Source organism: Mycobacterium tuberculosis complex sp. N0072, from assembly GCF_030323725.1.
GTDB lineage: Bacteria > Actinomycetota > Actinomycetes > Mycobacteriales > Mycobacteriaceae > Mycobacterium > Mycobacterium tuberculosis.
Map to the genome: position 1 here is coordinate 1605186 of NZ_CP040689.1, position 17322 is coordinate 1622507.

Below are 17322 nucleotides of genomic sequence, written 5' to 3' on the forward strand. Positions count from 1 at the left end.
CCATGAAGCGGCTTTCGAGCGTTGATGCTGCGTTTTGGTCCGCGGAAACCGCAGGCTGGCATATGCACGTGGGCGCACTGGCGATCTGCGATCCCAGCGACGCGCCCGAATACAGCTTTCAGCGGCTCCGCGAGTTGATCATCGAACGGCTGCCGGAGATCCCGCAGTTGCGGTGGCGGGTCACCGGCGCCCCGCTCGGACTGGACCGGCCGTGGTTCGTCGAGGACGAGGAACTCGACATCGACTTTCACATCCGCCGCATCGGTGTTCCGGCTCCCGGTGGGCGGCGCGAACTCGAGGAGCTCGTCGGACGGCTGATGTCCTACAAACTGGACCGTTCCCGGCCGCTGTGGGAACTGTGGGTCATCGAGGGCGTCGAGGGCGGCCGCATCGCCACGCTGACCAAGATGCATCACGCCATCGTCGACGGTGTCTCCGGTGCCGGGCTGGGCGAAATCCTGTTGGACATCACACCAGAACCACGACCACCGCAACAGGAAACGGTCGGCTTCGTGGGATTCCAGATTCCGGGCCTGGAACGCCGGGCGATAGGTGCGCTGATCAACGTGGGCATCATGACGCCCTTCCGCATCGTCAGGCTGCTGGAGCAAACCGTGCGTCAACAGATCGCGGCATTGGGTGTGGCCGGCAAACCGGCGCGATACTTCGAAGCGCCCAAGACGCGGTTCAATGCGCCGGTGTCGCCGCACCGGCGGGTTACCGGCACACGCGTCGAGCTGGCTAGGGCCAAAGCGGTCAAGGACGCGTTCGGCGTCAAGCTCAACGACGTCGTCTTGGCGCTGGTGGCCGGGGCGGCCCGGCAATACCTACAGAAGCGTGACGAGCTGCCCGCCAAGCCGTTGATCGCGCAGATTCCGGTCTCCACCCGCAGCGAGGAAACGAAGGCCGACGTCGGGAACCAGGTCAGCTCGATGACCGCGTCGCTGGCAACCCATATCGAGGATCCGGCCAAGCGCCTGGCGGCCATCCACGAGAGCACCCTCAGCGCCAAGGAAATGGCTAAGGCGCTCTCCGCGCACCAGATCATGGGGCTGACCGAGACCACGCCACCGGGTCTGCTGCAGCTGGCCGCCCGGGCCTATACGGCCAGCGGGCTGTCACACAACCTGGCCCCAATCAACCTCGTCGTCTCCAATGTCCCCGGTCCACCCTTCCCGCTATATATGGCCGGCGCGCGGCTGGATTCGCTGGTGCCCCTGGGGCCGCCGGTGATGGACGTGGCGCTGAACATCACCTGCTTCTCCTACCAGGATTATCTGGATTTCGGCCTGGTGACCACACCCGAGGTGGCCAACGACATCGACGAGATGGCCGATGCCATCGAACCGGCACTGGCCGAGCTGGAGCGTGCCGCGGAATAGCAATAGCTGGCCTATAGCTGACTACGTGGCCGGCGGGTTGGTCGCGTACACCCAAGACAGGAAGCGGGCCACGGCCTCGGCGGTGTGATGCGCCCGCGGGGAGCCGAAGACGTCGAAGGCGTGTTGGGCGTGGGGCAGGTCCGCGTAGGCGACGGGCGACTTCGACACCGCCCGCAGTTCCTCGACGAACGCATGGGCTTCGGCCACGGGGATCAGGGAGTCGTGGCGGCCGTGCAGAACGAAGAACGGTGGGGCGTCGGCCCGCACATGGTGGATCGGTGAGGCATCGACGAAGATGTCGCGGTGCGTGCTGAATTTCCGTTTCACCACGAACGTTTCGAGCAACCCGACGAATTCCCGACGCCCCGGCGCATCGGTCGTAAACCAGTCGTAACGCCCGTATACCGGAACCGCTGCCGCCACCGAGGTGTCGACCTGTTCGAACCCGGGCTGAAATCGCGGATCGTTGGGGGTCAACGCCGCCAGGGCGTACAGATGGCCGCCGGCCGAACCGCCGCTGATGGCAACGAAATTCGGATCCCCGCCGTAGGCGGCGATGTTTTCCTTGACCCACGCCAGCGCGCGCTTCACGTCGACAATGTGGTCGGGCCAGGTGTGGCGCGGCGACACCCGGTAGTTCAGCGACACGCATACCCAGCCGCGCGCAGCCAGATGGCTCATCAACGGATACGCCTGCGGGCGGCGCCACCCCAGTACCCAGGCGCCGCCGGGCACCTGTACCAGCACCGGTGCCTTGGCGTCGCGTGGCAGGTCGCGGCGGCGCCAGATGTCGGCCAGGTTGGCCCGCCCGTATGGGCCGTAGCACACGACGTTCGTCGTCTCGACGTAGCGCCGGCGTGCCATGGCGGTACGCAGCGGGAGATTGCGACCTCTGCTACGCATCGGTTCCGTGGGCAGGGTAGCGAGTTCCTTAGCGTAGTCGGGCCCGAGCTGTTCGGTCAGGCCCGCTTCGAGCACCGGTCCAGGGGTGGTGGCGCCGCGGTAGCGGATCAACGCAAGGATCACCCAGGCCGCTGCCGTTAAGGCCAGTGCCGCCTTTCCTTTCAGCCCACCGAAGTCGCCTCGGCGGCCGCGGCGCAGTGCGTCCAGCACGGAGGCGCCTAGGTACACTCCTGGCACTTCCGACGTCGGCCAGCCCAACCAAAACGCCAGAACCGTGCTGTAGCCGCTACCGGACAGTGGGCGTAATCCGTTGGCGGCATTGAGCAATTCCACCGCTGCACGTGTTAACGGTCTCGGGCGTGCCATCCGCCGAAATCGCATTAGCTGCCGACCCGTGATTGCAGCTCGGTGCGCAGGATCTTGCCGGTAATGCCGCGTGGCAGCTCGTCGAGGACGGCGATGTCGCGCGGTACCTTGTAGTTGGCCAGGTTGTCTCGGACATGCTGCTTGAGGGTTTCCGGGGTGGCCGAAACACCGGGCTTGAGCACCACGAAGGCCGCCAGCCGCTGGCCGTACTGCTGGTCGTCCACGCCGATCACCGCGGCCTCGGCCACGTCGGGGTGGGTGGCCAGCGTCTTCTCCACCTCGATCGGGTAGATGTTCTCACCGCCGGAGACGATCATCTCGTCGTCGCGCCCGACGACGAACAGCCGGCCGTTCTCGTCGAGGTAGCCGACGTCGCCCGATGACATGAACCCGGCATGGAAATCCTTTGCGGCGCCAGATGTATAGCCATCGAATTGGCTGTCGTTGCGGACGTAGATGGTGCCGACCTCGCCGGTGGGCACCTCGGTGAACTGCTGGTCCAGGATCCGGATTTCGGTTCCTTCGGCGGGCCGACCCGCGGTGTCGGGTGCGGTCCGCAGGTCCGCCGGTGTGGCGGTGGCGATCATCCCGGCCTCGGTCGCGTTGTAGTTGTTGTAGATCACGTCGCCGAATTGGTCCATGAATGCGATCACGACATCGGGCCGCATCCGAGAACCCGACGCGGCGGCGAACCGCAACGACCGGCCGTCGTAGCGGTTTCGAATCTCGGCCGGCAGGTCCATGATGCGATCGAACATCACCGGCACCACCACCAGACCCGTCGCGTGGTGGCGGTCGATCAGGTCCAGCGTCGCCTCCGGGTCGAACCTGCGTCGCGTGACGATCGTGCAGGCCAGCGAGGAGGCCAGCACCAGCTGCGAGAAGCCCCAGGCATGAAACATCGGCGCCACGATCACGGTGACCTCCTCGGCCCGCCACGGCGTGCGGTCCAAGATCGCCTTCAGTGTCCCGATGCCACCGCCAGAATGCCTGGCGCCCTTGGGTGTTCCGGTGGTTCCGGAGGTCAGCAGGATCACTTTTCCGTGGCTGCCGGTGTGCTCGGGCCGCCGTCCGGCGTGCGCGGCTACAAGTTTCTCAACGGTCAGGTCGTGGTCTTCGTCGGTCCACGCCACGATACGGGTGGCCTGCGGTTTTCCGCCAGCGCGCGATCCACCGTCGCGCTGAACTCTTCGTCATAGACGACAGTGTCGACGCCTTCGCGGGTAACCACCTCGGCCAGTGCCGGACCGGCGAAGGAGGTGTTGAGCAACAGGATGTGCGCGCCAATCCGGTTGACCGCCAACAGCGCATCGACGAAGCCGCGATGATTGCGGCACATGATGCCGACGACCCTGGGGGGTCCGGCTGGCAGGGCCTGAAGCGCCGCGGCCAGCGCGTTGCCGCGTTCGTCGAGCTGGCGCCAGGTCAGCGTGCCCAGTTCGTCGATCAGGCCGGGGCGGTCCGGGCAGCGTCGGGCCGCACCGGCGAACCCCGCCGTAAACCCCATGCCTTCGCGGCGCATGGCGGCGACGATCCGCAGGTAGCGGTCTGGTCGCAGCGGAGCGATCAACCCTGCCCGGCGCATGGTGGCGATCAAGCCGAATGCTTGTCTGATACGCATGGCTTAGCCCAGAATCGGGAAGCGGCGCTTGGCGGCGAGGTCGTTGAGGGCTTGCTGCATCACCGACCGTACGTGCTCGTCGACCGCGTCGACATCAGGGTCCTCGCCGAACTGCTTGGTGAGGTTGATCGGGTCTAACACCTGCATGACGATCTTGGCGGGCAGCGGCAGATTGGGCGGGATCGCGGCGGAGAACCCGAACGGAAAGCCGAACGAGATCGGCAGGATGTCGCTGCGGAGCAGTCGCTTGAGCCCTAGCCGCCGGGCGAGCCAGGTGCCGCGGGACAGGTAGAGCTGGCTTTCCTGGCCACCGATGGACACCGCCGGCACGATGGGCACGCCAGCTTCGACGGCAGTGCTGTCGTATCCCTTGCGGCCGTTGAAGTCGATCACGTTCTCCGCGAAAGTCGGCCGGTACGCGTCATAGTCGCCGCCGGGAAAAACGACCACCACACCCCCGGACCGCAACGCCTTAGCCGCGTTTTCTCGGGTGGCGCGAATGTAGCCGGTGCGTCGGAACAAGTCCCCGGTCAGGCCCATGAACAAGATGTCGTGGCTGAGCGTGTAGACCGGTCGGTCGTAGCCGAACTTGTCGTAGAAGTCGACGCTGAAGACCGGCACGTCCATCGGGAACATGCCACCGGAGTGGTTGGCCACGACCAGTGCGCCACCCGGCGGGAAGGAGTCCAGGCCATGCACCTGCGACCGGTGGTAGGTCTTCAAGACTGGACGCAGCACACTTATCAGGCGCTGGGTTAGGCCAGGGTCGAATTTGCCGATGTCGCCGATACCTGCATCGTCCCCGTTACCAGGGCTATCGGTTTCGCTCAACTGTTCTCCCTCGAGGCCTCCGAGGCCTCATTGCCGCGTCGGGTCTTTAGATGGTAGCGATGCACGGTGGATAGGCACACGCGGCAGGTCTGCTAGCAAGGACGAGAGGTGGTCCAGAGTGGCTGAAGCTGGTGGCGGGCCCATTTCGGTGATCGCCCGGCATATGCAGTTGATTCGCGATGACTTCATCTCCGAGTTGTTTGACAAGATGAAGGCGGAGATTCGGGGGCTGGATTACGACGCGCGGATGGCGGACCTGTGGCGGGCGAGCATCACCGAGAATTTCGTGACGGCCGTTCACTATTTGGATCGCGATACGCCGCAGTCCTTGGTGGAGGCTCCAGCGGCCGCGCTGGCATACGCCCGCGCCGCGGCGCAGCGTGATATTCCGTTGTCCGGGTTGGTTCGGGCGCACCGGCTCGGGCATGCGCGTTTCTTGGAGGTGGCGATGCAGTACGTGTCGCTGCTGGAGCCCGCTGACCGGGTGTCGACGATCATCGAGCTGGTGAATCGCTCCGCTCGCCTCGTTGACCTGGTGGCCGACCAGTTGATTGTCGCCTATGAGCACGAACACGATCGCTGGCTGAGTCGCCGCAGCGGTCTGCAACAGCAATGGGTCAGCGAGCTGCTCGCCGATACCCCGGTCGACGTTCCGCGGGCCGAGCGCGCGTTGGGCTATCGGTTGGACGGTGTGCATATCGCCGCGGTGGTATGGGTCGATTCGGCGGTGCCCATCGGTGATGTGGTGGCGCAATTCGACCAGGTGCGCTGCTTGCTGGCCGGGGAGCTGGGCCCCGAACTGGGCCCCGTGGCGAACTCGCTGATGGTGCCGACCGATGAGCGCGAGGCACGGCTGTGGTTTTCGCCCGCGCCCACGCGGGCCTTCGCCCCGTCGCGGATTCGCGCGGCGTTCGAGTCGGCGGGAATCCGGGCGCGTTTGGCGTGCGGTCGGGTAGGGGACGGGCTGCGTGGGTTCCGGGCGTCGTTGAAACAGGCCGAACGAGTGAAGGCGTTGGCCCTGGCCGGTGGCGCCCGGCCCGGCGGCCGGGTCATGTTTTATGACGATGTCGCGCCAGTCGCGTTGCTGGCCGACGATCTAGAGGAACTGCGGCGGTTCGTCACCGATGTGCTGGGTGACCTGAGTGTTGACGACGAGCGCAATAGCTGGCTACGCGAGACGTTACGGGAGTTCTTGCTGCGTAACCGCAGCTACGTCGCCACGGCCGACGCGATGATCCTGCACCGCAACACCATTCAATACCGGGTGATCCAGGCGATGGAACTATGCGGACAGAATCTCGACGATCCCGATGCCGCGTTTCGGGTGCAGATGGCGCTGGAGGTCTGCCGCTGGATGGCACCGGCGGTGCTCCGCGCCAAACAATAGTGTCTCGGTAACCGCCGGTCCGTTCATGCCGTGCGCACAATCGTGGTCGTGAGCTTCGGTGTCGGCGCATATGGTCTCCGACGGATTCGGCGCCTAACGTTTGCCCACGTCAAACAACCCGACCAGAAAGCCAGCCGGGTCCGCCAGAGGGGGGCGGACCCGGCGTATACCCAATTCGCGTCGCTCGGTTCTAGTTGGGCGCTATCATCCGTTGCCACGGGGTTGGTCGGAAGGTCGGTATGTCGTTCGTTTTCGCGGTGCCAGAGATGGTGGCGGCAACCGCTTCCGATTTGGCCAGCCTCGGAGCGGCGCTGAGCGAGGCCACCGCGGCGGCGGCTATCCCCACCACACAAGTACTGGCCGCGGCCGCCGATGAGGTGTCGGCGGCCATCGCGGAGTTGTTCGGTGCGCACGGCCAAGAATTTCAAGCGCTCAGCGCCCAGGCATCGGCGTTTCATGACCGGTTCGTGCGGGCCCTAAGCGCCGCAGCGGGCTGGTATGTCGACGCCGAGGCCGCCAACGCCGCGCTGGTGGACACCGCGGCCACCGGCGCGTCGGAGTTGGGGTCAGGTGGGCGCACGGCGCTGATTCTGGGCTCCACCGGAACCCCGCGACCGCCCTTCGACTACATGCAGCAGGTCTACGACCGCTACATCGCACCCCACTACTTGGGCTATGCGTTTTCCGGCCTGTACACGCCCGCGCAGTTTCAGCCGTGGACCGGCATCCCCAGCCTGACCTACGACCAATCGGTCGCCGAAGGCGCCGGCTATCTTCACACCGCGATCATGCAGCAAGTCGCGGCCGGCAATGACGTTGTGGTGTTGGGTTTCTCGCAGGGCGCGTCGGTCGCCACCCTGGAAATGCGCCATCTGGCAAGCCTGCCGGCCGGCGTCGCGCCGAGTCCGGATCAGCTCTCGTTCGTATTGCTGGGCAACCCCAACAACCCAAACGGGGGCATCCTCGCCCGGTTTCCGGGTCTGTACCTGCAGTCGCTCGGCCTGACGTTCAACGGTGCGACCCCGGACACCGACTACGCGACCACCATTTACACGACCCAATACGACGGCTTTGCCGACTTCCCGAAGTACCCGCTCAACATCCTGGCGGACGTCAACGCGCTGCTGGGTATTTACTATTCGCACAGCTTGTATTACGGGCTCACGCCCGAGCAGGTCGCTTCGGGTATCGTCCTGCCGGTGTCTTCGCCGGACACCAACACCACCTATATTCTGCTTCCCAACGAGGATCTGCCGCTGCTGCAGCCGCTGCGCGGTATTGTGCCCGAGCCGCTGCTGGATCTCATCGAGCCAGACCTGCGCGCGATCATCGAATTGGGTTATGACCGAACCGGATACGCCGATGTTCCGACCCCGGCCGCACTGTTCCCGGTGCACATCGACCCGATCGCAGTCCCGCCCCAGATAGGCGCTGCGATCGGTGGTCCGCTCACCGCCCTGGATGGCTTGCTCGACACCGTGATCAACGATCAACTCAATCCCGTCGTAACGTCGGGCATCTATCAGGCCGGTGCTGAGCTGTCGGTGGCCGCGGCCGGCTACGGTGCTCCCGCAGGCGTCACCAATGCCATTTTTATTGGGCAGCAAGTGTTGCCGATTTTGGTGGAAGGCCCCGGTGCCTTGGTGACGGCCGACACCCATTACCTGGTCGATGCGATTCAGGATTTGGCCGCCGGTGACCTCAGCGGGTTCAACCAAAACCTGCAACTCATCCCGGCTACCAACATAGCCCTGCTGGTCTTCGCGGCCGGAATTCCCGCTGTGGCGGCCGTCGCCATCCTTACCGGTCAGGATTTTCCGGTATAGGCCCCCGGCCCCCGCTGTACCGAGCTCGGCCAGTGAAGAACAACCCCAGGCGTTGCCAGTCCGAATAGATTGTATTCGTCAGCCGGCGCAGGACAGGAAGCGAGGCCGCCATGGGATTTCTGAAGCCCGATCTTCCCGACGTCGATCACGACACCTGGTTGACCCAGCCACGCCGGACACGATTGCAGGTCGTGACACGGGACTGGGTAGAACACGGTTTCGGAACGCCGTATGCGGTGTACCTGCTCTATCTGACCAAGATTGCGGTGTACGTCGCCGCCGGCGCCGCGATCATCTCGCTGACCCCCGGACTGGGCGGGCTGAGCCGCATAGGCGACTGGTGGACACAGCCGATCGTGTACCAGAAGGTCATCGTCTTCACGTTGCTGTTCGAGGTTTTGGGTTTTGGCTGCGGATCCGGCCCGCTGACCGGGCGGTTTTGGCCACCCATCGGGGGCTTCCTTTATTGGTTGCGGCCCAACACAATTCGGCTGCCTGCTTGGCCGGATAAGGTCCCGTTCACCCAAGGCGACACCCGCACCGTCGTCGACGTCGCCTTGTATGCCATCGTGTTGATCGGCGGGGTGTGGGCGCTGTTGTCACCCGGCTCGCCAGGTCCGGGGGGAACGCCGGTCACCGCCGCCGGCGACGTCGGCCTGATCAACCCGGTGCTGGTAGTGCCGACGATCGTCGCCCTGGGCGTCTTGGGGCTGCGTGACAAGACGATCTTTCTTGCCGCCCGCGGCGAACACTACTGGCTGAAGCTATTCGTGTTCTTTTTTCCCTTCACCGACCAGATCGCGGCGTTCAAGATCATCATGCTGTGCTTGTGGTGGGGGGCGGCGACTTCCAAACTCAACCACCATTTCCCCTACGTCGTCGCGGTGATGACCAGCAACAACGCCCTGTTGCGCAGCAGAGTGTTCAACCCGATCAAGCACCTGCTTTACCGCGACCACGCCAACGATCTGCGGCCCTCCTGGCTACCGAAACTCATGGCCCACGGGGGTGGCACCACGGCGGAATTCCTGGTGCCCGGGATTCTGGTGCTCGTCGCCGACGGTCACCCATGGCGGTGGTTCCTCATCGGGTTCATGGTGCTCTTTCACCTCAACATCCTGTCCAACCTCCCGATGGGGGTCCCGTTGGAGTGGAACGTGTTCTTCATCTTCTCGCTGTGCTATCTATTCGGCCACTACGGCGCGATCACTGCCACCGACCTTCGGTCGCCGTTGCTGCTGGCGATCGTGATCGCGGTGGTTGCCGTGGTGATCATGGGAAACCTGTTGCCCGAAAAGATTTCGTTTCTGCCCGCCATGCGCTACTACGCCGGCAACTGGGCCACCAGCATCTGGTGCTTCCGAGGTGATGCGGAAGCCACCATGGAAACCAGCGTCGTGAAAAGCTCTGCGCTGGTGGTCAATCAGCTGGCCAAGCTCTACGACGGGGCCACGGCCGAAATCATGACCGACAAGGTCGCCGCATTCCGGGCCATGCACACCCACGGCAGGGCGCTCAACGGCCTGCTGCCCCGCGCTCTCGATGACGAAGCTCACTACCGCATCCGCGAGGGCGAAATCGTGGCCGGGCCACTGGTCGGGTGGAATTTCGGCGAGGGCCATCTGCACAACGAGCAGCTGGTGGCCGCCGTGCAGCGGCGGTGCAACTTCGCCGACGGCGATCTGCGGGTGATCATTCTCGAAGGTCAGCCCATCCACGTTCAGAAGCAGTGGTATCGCATTGTCGACGCCAAGACCGGTTTGTTCGAGGCCGGTTACGTCACGGTCGAGGACATGTTGAGCCGCCAGCCATGGCCCGAGCCCGGTGACGAGTTCCCGGTTCACGTCACGACGCAACGCGGCACGCCGTCAAAGCCATGACGACCGCGGTCGTCGTCGGAGCCGGGCCCAACGGCCTGGCCGCGGCGATCCACCTGGCCCGTCACGGTGTCGACGTGCAGGTGCTGGAGGCGCGCGACACCATCGGCGGGGGAGCACGCTCCGGTGAGCTGACGGTGCCCGGGGTCATCCACGATCACTGTTCGGCGTTTCATCCGCTGGGCGTCGGGTCGCCATTCTGGGCGGCGATCGACCTGCAACGCTACGGGCTGACGTGGAAGTGGCCGGACGTCGACTGCGCACACCCACTCGATGACGGCACCGCGGGCGTGCTATATCGGTCGATCGAAGCCACCGCCGCCGGCCTGGGTCCCGACGGCAAGCGGTGGCAGCGCGCCGTGGGTGACCTCGCCGCCGGATTCGATGAGCTGGCCGAGGATCTGCTGCGCCCGGTGCTCAACATGCCGCGTCACCCGATCCGCCTGGCCCGCTTTGGTCCGCGCGCGGCGCTGCCGGCCACCGCCATGGCGCGTCGGTTTCACACCGAGCGGGCGCGCGCGTTGTTCGGCGGCGCCGCGGCGCACGTCTACACCAGGTTGGATCGGCCGCTGACCGCGTCGCTGGGGTTGATGATCCTGGCCAGCGGCCATCGCCACGGTTGGCCGGTCGCCCGGGGCGGATCCGGGTCGATCACGAAGGCGCTGGCCGCGGCCCTGGACGCGTACGGCGGCACCGTCGCCACCGGGGTGACCGTCACCAGCCGCCGCGACATCCCCGACGCCGACATCGTGATGCTCGACCTCAGCCCGGCCGCGGTGCTCGGGATCTACGGCGATGTGATGCCCACCCGCATCAACCGGTCCTATCGGCGCTACCGCGCCGGATCGTCGGCCTTCAAGGTCGACTTCGCCATCGAGGGCGACGTTGGGTGGACCAACCCCGATTGCCGGCGCGCGGGCACCGTCCACCTGGGCGGGACCTTCGCGGAAATCGCAGACACCGAACGTCAACGCGCCCAAGGCACGATGGTGCAGCGACCATTCGTGCTCGTCGGGCAGCAGTACCTCGCCGACCCGTCCCGCTCGGTCGGCAACATCAACCCCATCTGGGCCTACGCGCACGTGCCGTTCGGCTACACCGGCGACGCCACCGCCGCCGTCATCGACCAGATCGAGCGGTTCGCCCCCGGATTCCGCGACCGCATCGTGGCAACCGTCAGCACCTCCACCACCGAACTGCAAACGTACAACCGCAACTTCATCGGCGGAGACATTATCGGCGGCGCCAACGACCGGCTGCAGGTCATCTTCCGCCCGCGCGTGGCCGTCGATCCGTATGCGATCGGTGTGCCGGGTGTCTATCTGTGTTCACAGTCCGCGCCACCCGGTGCCGGGATCCACGGATTGTGTGGCTACCACGCCGCCGAATCGGCGCTGAGGTGGCTGCGCAAGCGACGTTGACGCAGGTCATCGCCGAGATCGACGTTAGCGCGACGTCCACTCGTGCCGTAGCCAAAACGTGACGGAGGTTTGATCGAATTGCTAAGGCGCGCCTGCACTTCCACTCTTCAATGCACCTCTACCATCACTGGTGCAACTGTGTCGTTGACAGGGAATTGGAGCCATGCGGGCGGTTTTTGGGTGTGCTATTGCCGTCGTCGGGATCGCTGGGAGCGTGGTTGCGGGGCCGGCCGACATACACCTGGTGGCGGCGAAGCAGTCTTACGGGTTCGCCGTCGCGTCGGTGCTACCAACGCGCGGCCAGGTGGTGGGCGTGGCGCACCCCGTGGTGGTGACGTTCAGTGCGCCGATAACTAACCCAGCCAATCGGCACGCGGCCGAGCGCGCCGTTGAAGTCAAATCGACGCCCGCGATGACCGGCAAGTTCGAATGGCTCGACAACGACGTTGTGCAGTGGGTTCCCGACCGCTTCTGGCCGGCGCACAGCACGGTGGAGCTTTCGGTGGGCAGCCTGTCGAGCGATTTCAAGACGGGTCCCGCCGTCGTCGGGGTTGCCAGCATCTCCCAGCACACGTTCACCGTGAGTATCGACGGAGTCGAGGAGGGACCGCCGCCTCCGCTGCCGGCGCCGCACCACCGAGTGCACTTCGGCGAAGATGGGGTGATGCCGGCATCGATGGGTAGACCGGAATACCCGACGCCGGTCGGCTCCTACACTGTCTTGTCCAAGGAACGCTCGGTGATTATGGATTCGAGCAGCGTCGGCATCCCCGTCGACGATCCCGATGGTTACCGGCTTTCGGTGGATTATGCCGTCCGCATCACCAGCCGCGGCCTCTACGTGCATTCAGCCCCGTGGGCCCTTCCAGCACTGGGACTTGAAAATGTCAGCCACGGCTGCATAAGCCTGAGCCGCGAGGACGCAGAGTGGTATTACAACGCGGTCGACATTGGCGACCCGGTCATTGTGCAGGAATAGCAGCTGATGCGGGCGTCGCCCGCAGAGCGCGTCGACGGCGCGTACGCGGGTGCGGGGCCTCACACCCAGTCCGTCCTGGAAGAGGACCAGCGTCAGCGCGCACCTGCGGGCGCAGAGGCCGAAGGACCGGGCAGAACCGGCTGACCAGGCACCGGTCCGCCAGCTGGCGCCGGATCGGTCAGCGCATCCTTGACCCCGGACATGCCAATGATGGGAGCACTGACCACACCATCCCCGGGAGCACCAGCCAGGACCGGCCCAAGCGCAATCAGCGGAGTTCCGACCGGTATCACCGGAGCCGGAACGGCGGGTACCGGTACCGGTGCGCCCGGTATCGGTACCGGTCCGCCGGGGATTGGTACCGGTGCGCCCGGTATCGGTACCGGTGCGCCAGGGATCGGTACCGGTGCGCCAGGGATTGGTACCGGTGCGCCGATGGGCACCGGTGCAGCTGCCGGCACTGGCCCAGGCGCGACGAACGGAACACCAGCCATGTCAGTAAGTGCGGCACTGCACGCTCCCGCGGCTGCCGGTCCACCGGCAGCCACCGGGTCGCCGGCGGCTACCGGCGCGTCGCCCGCCATGCCCTGGATGCACGCGTAGCCACCCGTCATCAGCGGGTCAGCCGCCGCGTCCGGGCTTAACGCTATAGCAGCTGCAAACAACCCAGCGCCGGCAATTACTTTGATGTTGAACCGATTGACGATCGCCATCAGCGTCAACTCTCCTCTATTCGCGCGCAGATATTTCCGCAATCAATTTGGTTCAGCAGAACCGCATAGCCGTATCGAGTTCCTTTTCGACCACCGGCTCAATTGTCAGCATCCTATGGGGAACATGAGCCCCGCCGCACCGGGCCGTTTCCAAATGGTGACGTCACAACGGTGTCACAAGCCAGCGCAATGTCCGCGGTAGGGACGCGGCGGCTGGGATCGGTGGGGTGAGCGCCCGGCTTCTCAAAGCGAGGGGAGCCCCGGGACTCTTACCGGCCGAAGGCGGCGGGTGTCACTGATCTAGGCTGACGGCCAGTGGTTGTTTAGCCAACAAGGATGACAACAAATAAGCCGAGGAGAGACAAGTGACGGTCCGAGTAGGCATCAACGGGTTTGGTCGAATCGGACGCAACTTCTACCGGGCCTTACTGGCCCAACAGGAGCAGGGCACCGCCGACGTGGAGGTGGTCGCCGCCAACGACATCACCGACAACAGCACGCTGGCGCATCTGCTCAAATTCGACTCGATTCTGGGCCGGCTGCCTTGCGATGTCGGCCTCGAAGGCGACGACACCATCGTCGTCGGCCGCGCGAAAATCAAGGCGCTCGCGGTCCGGGAGGGGCCGGCGGCATTGCCATGGGGAGACCTCGGCGTCGACGTCGTCGTCGAATCCACCGGCCTGTTCACCAATGCGGCCAAAGCCAAAGGCCACCTGGACGCCGGCGCCAAGAAGGTGATCATCTCTGCGCCCGCCACCGACGAGGACATCACCATCGTCCTGGGAGTTAACGACGACAAGTATGACGGCAGCCAGAACATCATCTCCAATGCGTCGTGCACCACGAACTGCCTTGCGCCGCTGGCCAAAGTGCTCGACGATGAGTTCGGCATCGTCAAGGGCCTGATGACCACCATCCACGCCTACACTCAGGATCAGAACCTGCAGGACGGGCCGCACAAGGACCTGCGTCGCGCCCGCGCCGCCGCGCTGAACATCGTGCCGACCTCCACCGGCGCGGCCAAGGCCATCGGCCTGGTGATGCCGCAGCTAAAGGGCAAGCTCGACGGTTATGCGCTGCGGGTGCCGATCCCCACCGGCTCGGTCACCGACCTTACGGTCGACTTATCCACACGGGCCAGTGTCGATGAGATCAACGCGGCGTTCAAAGCCGCGGCCGAAGGCAGGCTCAAGGGCATTCTGAAGTACTACGACGCGCCGATCGTCTCGAGCGACATCGTCACCGACCCGCACAGTTCGATTTTCGACTCTGGGTTGACCAAAGTCATCGACGACCAGGCCAAGGTGGTGTCGTGGTACGACAACGAGTGGGGCTACTCCAACCGCCTGGTTGATCTGGTCACGCTGGTCGGCAAGTCGCTCTAGCCATGAGCGTTGCAAACCTCAAGGATCTACTCGCCGAAGGTGTTTCGGGGCGTGGAGTGCTGGTGCGCTCCGATCTCAACGTTCCGCTCGACGAGGACGGCACCATTACCGATGCGGGCCGCATCATCGCGTCGGCGCCGACGTTGAAGGCGTTGCTCGACGCCGACGCCAAGGTGGTGGTTGCCGCGCACTTGGGACGTCCCAAGGACGGGCCGGACCCGACACTGTCGCTGGCGCCGGTCGCCGTGGCGCTGGGTGAGCAACTCGGCCGGCACGTCCAGCTGGCTGGAGACGTTGTCGGCGCCGATGCGCTGGCCCGCGCCGAGGGGCTCACCGGCGGCGACATCCTGCTGCTGGAGAACATCCGCTTCGACAAACGCGAAACCAGCAAGAACGATGACGACCGGCGGGCACTGGCCAAGCAGCTGGTCGAACTGGTCGGAACGGGAGGCGTTTTCGTCTCCGACGGCTTTGGGGTGGTGCACCGCAAGCAAGCCTCGGTCTATGACATCGCAACCCTGTTGCCGCACTACGCCGGCACGCTGGTCGCCGACGAGATGCGGGTACTGGAGCAGTTGACCAGCTCGACCCAGCGGCCCTATGCGGTAGTGCTCGGCGGATCAAAGGTGTCCGACAAGCTGGGTGTCATCGAGTCGCTGGCGACCAAGGCGGACAGCATTGTGATTGGCGGCGGAATGTGCTTCACATTCCTTGCTGCACAGGGATTTTCGGTTGGCACATCGCTGCTGGAAGACGACATGATCGAAGTCTGTCGCGGGCTGCTGGAAACCTATCACGACGTGTTGCGGCTGCCCGTGGATCTAGTGGTCACGGAGAAGTTCGCCGCCGACTCGCCGCCCCAGACGGTCGACGTCGGCGCTGTGCCCAATGGCTTGATGGGCCTGGATATCGGGCCGGGATCGATCAAACGGTTCAGCACGCTGCTGTCCAACGCCGGGACCATCTTCTGGAACGGGCCGATGGGAGTATTCGAGTTCCCGGCTTATGCGGCCGGCACCAGAGGCGTCGCCGAGGCGATCGTCGCCGCCACCGGCAAAGGGGCGTTTAGTGTGGTCGGCGGCGGTGACTCCGCGGCCGCAGTGCGCGCGATGAACATCCCCGAGGGCGCCTTCTCACACATATCCACCGGCGGCGGTGCCTCGCTGGAATACCTTGAGGGCAAGACGCTTCCCGGCATCGAGGTACTGAGCCGTGAGCAGCCAACCGGAGGAGTTTTGTGAGCCGCAAGCCGCTGATAGCCGGCAACTGGAAGATGAACCTCAACCACTACGAGGCGATCGCGCTGGTGCAAAAGATCGCGTTCTCGTTGCCGGACAAGTATTACGACCGGGTTGACGTCGCGGTGATCCCGCCGTTTACCGACCTGCGCAGCGTGCAAACCCTGGTCGACGGCGACAAGCTGCGGTTGACCTATGGTGCACAAGACTTGTCACCACATGACTCCGGTGCCTATACGGGTGACGTCAGCGGCGCCTTTCTGGCCAAGTTGGGGTGCAGTTACGTTGTCGTCGGGCACTCCGAGCGGCGCACCTATCACAACGAGGATGACGCGCTGGTGGCCGCCAAAGCCGCCACCGCACTCAAGCATGGCTTGACCCCAATCGTGTGTATTGGCGAGCACCTCGACGTCCGCGAGGCGGGAAATCATGTGGCCCACAACATCGAACAGTTGCGTGGATCGCTGGCCGGGCTATTGGCCGAGCAGATCGGCAGCGTCGTCATCGCCTACGAACCGGTCTGGGCGATCGGCACCGGGCGGGTGGCCAGCGCCGCCGACGCCCAGGAGGTGTGTGCGGCGATCCGAAAAGAGTTGGCCTCGTTGGCCTCGCCGAGGATTGCCGATACGGTGCGGGTGCTCTACGGCGGCTCGGTGAACGCCAAAAACGTCGGCGACATCGTGGCCCAGGATGACGTCGATGGTGGCCTGGTCGGCGGGGCGTCGCTGGACGGGGAGCATTTCGCGACGCTGGCCGCGATTGCGGCCGGTGGTCCGTTGCCGTAGCGGATCGCGGGCGTGCTACACCCGTAGACCTTCGAGTAGGGCCATAAATGCGCGTTCGACCTCGACTCTGGTCCGGTCTTTGTCCGTCGCGTCCGCGATCTGCAGCGCGGATTCGGTTAGCGCGGCCAGCAGCAGATGCGAAAGTGGTGGCAACGGTACGCGCTGAATCACCCCGGCGGCCATCCCGCGTTCGAGAGCCCCGACCAGCAGACCAAGCCCTAGCGCATGTCGATCCGGCGCCATTCGCCCCACCCGAGCACTGACGGGCCGTCAATCGCAATGACCTGCAGCGCATCCGGTTTGGTCGCCGCGTCAAGGAAGGCGTGGAAGCCGACGACCAGCAGATCCAGGCGTCGGTGACCTTCGCTATGGCGGCTTCGACGTCGGCGACCAGGTCGGCTTCGACAACCTCGAGTACCGTCTGGAACAGATCTTTCTTGCTGTCGAAGTGGTAGTCCAGGGCGCCACGGGTGACTCGGGCGCGGGTGACGATGTCTTCGATCGAGACGTCACCATAGTCGCGCCGCGCGAATAGGTAACGGCCAGCGTCGACGAGGGCTCGACGCGTCGCGTCCGTGTGGTCCGAGCGCCTGCTGGCCGTCATTTCG

General features: G+C 65.0%; 15 protein-coding genes and 2 pseudogenes. 10 read left to right on the forward strand and 7 right to left on the reverse strand.

The window, feature by feature from the left end:
* Window positions 1–2: 2 nt before the first annotated feature.
* Complete coding sequence (locus FF952_RS07580) at window positions 3–1382, forward strand: WS/DGAT/MGAT family O-acyltransferase (RefSeq protein ID WP_003407366.1); 1380 nt, start codon at window positions 3–5, stop codon at window positions 1380–1382.
* 21 nt (window positions 1383–1403) lie between these two features.
* Here the strand turns inward: FF952_RS07580 and FF952_RS07585 are convergent, their stop codons facing one another.
* From FF952_RS07585 to FF952_RS07595, 3 genes and pseudogenes are all read right to left on the reverse strand, one after another.
* Window positions 1404–2666 (reverse strand): alpha/beta hydrolase, encoded by a 1263-nt coding sequence (locus tag FF952_RS07585; RefSeq protein ID WP_031680779.1) that lies wholly within the window; start codon window positions 2664–2666, stop codon window positions 1404–1406.
* A pseudogene (fadD12, locus tag FF952_RS07590) lies at window positions 2666–4272 on the reverse strand (acyl-CoA ligase FadD12). Before fadD12 ends, FF952_RS07585 begins: the two are co-directional and overlap by 1 nt.
* Before the next feature lie 3 nt (window positions 4273–4275).
* A complete protein-coding gene (locus FF952_RS07595; protein ID WP_003903449.1) occupies window positions 4276–5103 on the reverse strand; it encodes a lysophospholipid acyltransferase family protein in 828 nt (275 codons plus the stop codon).
* Between the two features lie 118 nt (window positions 5104–5221).
* On the opposite strand from FF952_RS07595, the gene FF952_RS07600 reads away from it, so the two are divergent.
* From FF952_RS07600 to FF952_RS07625, 6 genes are all read left to right on the forward strand, one after another.
* Entirely contained in the window at window positions 5222–6490 is a 1269-nt protein-coding gene (locus tag FF952_RS07600; protein ID WP_003407376.1) for a PucR family transcriptional regulator, read from the forward strand.
* A 239-nt stretch (window positions 6491–6729) separates the two neighbouring features.
* Window positions 6730–8316, forward strand: a complete 1587-nt coding sequence (locus FF952_RS07605; protein WP_003407378.1) for an esterase PE16 — start codon at window positions 6730–6732, stop codon at window positions 8314–8316.
* Between the two features lie 110 nt (window positions 8317–8426).
* Window positions 8427–10196 carry a DUF3556 domain-containing protein gene (locus tag FF952_RS07610; RefSeq protein ID WP_003901159.1) on the forward strand — a complete coding sequence of 590 codons (1770 nt, stop codon included), beginning with the start codon at window positions 8427–8429 and terminating at the stop codon, window positions 10194–10196.
* On the forward strand, window positions 10193–11614 hold the full coding sequence (locus tag FF952_RS07615) for a phytoene desaturase family protein (protein ID WP_003407382.1): 1422 nt from the start codon (window positions 10193–10195) through the stop codon (window positions 11612–11614). Before FF952_RS07610 ends, FF952_RS07615 begins: the two co-directional genes overlap by 4 nt.
* A 163-nt stretch (window positions 11615–11777) precedes the next feature.
* Entirely contained in the window at window positions 11778–12593 is an 816-nt protein-coding gene (gene ldtMt3, locus FF952_RS07620; RefSeq protein ID WP_003407384.1) for a L,D-transpeptidase LdtMt3, read from the forward strand.
* Between the two features lie 6 nt (window positions 12594–12599).
* Window positions 12600–12737 carry a hypothetical protein gene (locus tag FF952_RS07625; protein ID WP_003908693.1) on the forward strand — a complete coding sequence of 46 codons (138 nt, stop codon included), beginning with the start codon at window positions 12600–12602 and terminating at the stop codon, window positions 12735–12737.
* Here FF952_RS07625 and FF952_RS07630 read toward each other — a convergent pair.
* Entirely contained in the window at window positions 12686–13315 is a 630-nt protein-coding gene (locus tag FF952_RS07630) for a hypothetical protein (protein WP_003898878.1), read from the reverse strand. The two genes, FF952_RS07625 and FF952_RS07630, sit on opposite strands and share 52 nt — an antisense overlap.
* Window positions 13316–13671: 356 nt before the next feature.
* On the opposite strand from FF952_RS07630, the gene gap reads away from it, so the two are divergent.
* The 3 genes from gap to tpiA are packed head-to-tail and all read left to right on the forward strand — an operon-like array spanning window position 13672 to window position 16714.
* A complete protein-coding gene (gap, locus tag FF952_RS07635; protein ID WP_003407390.1) occupies window positions 13672–14691 on the forward strand; it encodes a type I glyceraldehyde-3-phosphate dehydrogenase in 1020 nt (339 codons plus the stop codon).
* A 2-nt stretch (window positions 14692–14693) separates the two neighbouring features.
* Window positions 14694–15932 (forward strand): phosphoglycerate kinase, encoded by a 1239-nt coding sequence (locus FF952_RS07640; RefSeq protein ID WP_003900339.1) that lies wholly within the window; start codon window positions 14694–14696, stop codon window positions 15930–15932.
* Window positions 15929–16714 carry a triose-phosphate isomerase gene (gene tpiA, locus FF952_RS07645; RefSeq protein ID WP_003407398.1) on the forward strand — a complete coding sequence of 262 codons (786 nt, stop codon included), beginning with the start codon at window positions 15929–15931 and terminating at the stop codon, window positions 16712–16714. The genes FF952_RS07640 and tpiA overlap by 4 nt, the downstream gene beginning before the upstream one ends.
* Before the next feature lie 15 nt (window positions 16715–16729).
* On the opposite strand, the gene FF952_RS07650 is transcribed toward tpiA, so the two are convergent.
* The 3 genes and pseudogenes from FF952_RS07650 to FF952_RS20745 all read right to left on the reverse strand — a co-directional run.
* Window positions 16730–16957 (reverse strand): TetR family C-terminal domain-containing protein, encoded by a 228-nt coding sequence (locus FF952_RS07650; RefSeq protein WP_003407402.1) that lies wholly within the window; start codon window positions 16955–16957, stop codon window positions 16730–16732.
* Window positions 16933–17064, reverse strand: a complete 132-nt coding sequence (locus tag FF952_RS20740) for a TetR family C-terminal domain-containing protein (RefSeq protein WP_349875721.1) — start codon at window positions 17062–17064, stop codon at window positions 16933–16935. The genes FF952_RS07650 and FF952_RS20740 overlap by 25 nt, the downstream gene beginning before the upstream one ends.
* Window positions 17065–17195: 131 nt before the next feature.
* Window positions 17196–17318, reverse strand: a pseudogene (locus tag FF952_RS20745) (TetR/AcrR family transcriptional regulator); the annotation flags it as partial.
* Window positions 17319–17322 lie beyond the last annotated feature (4 nt).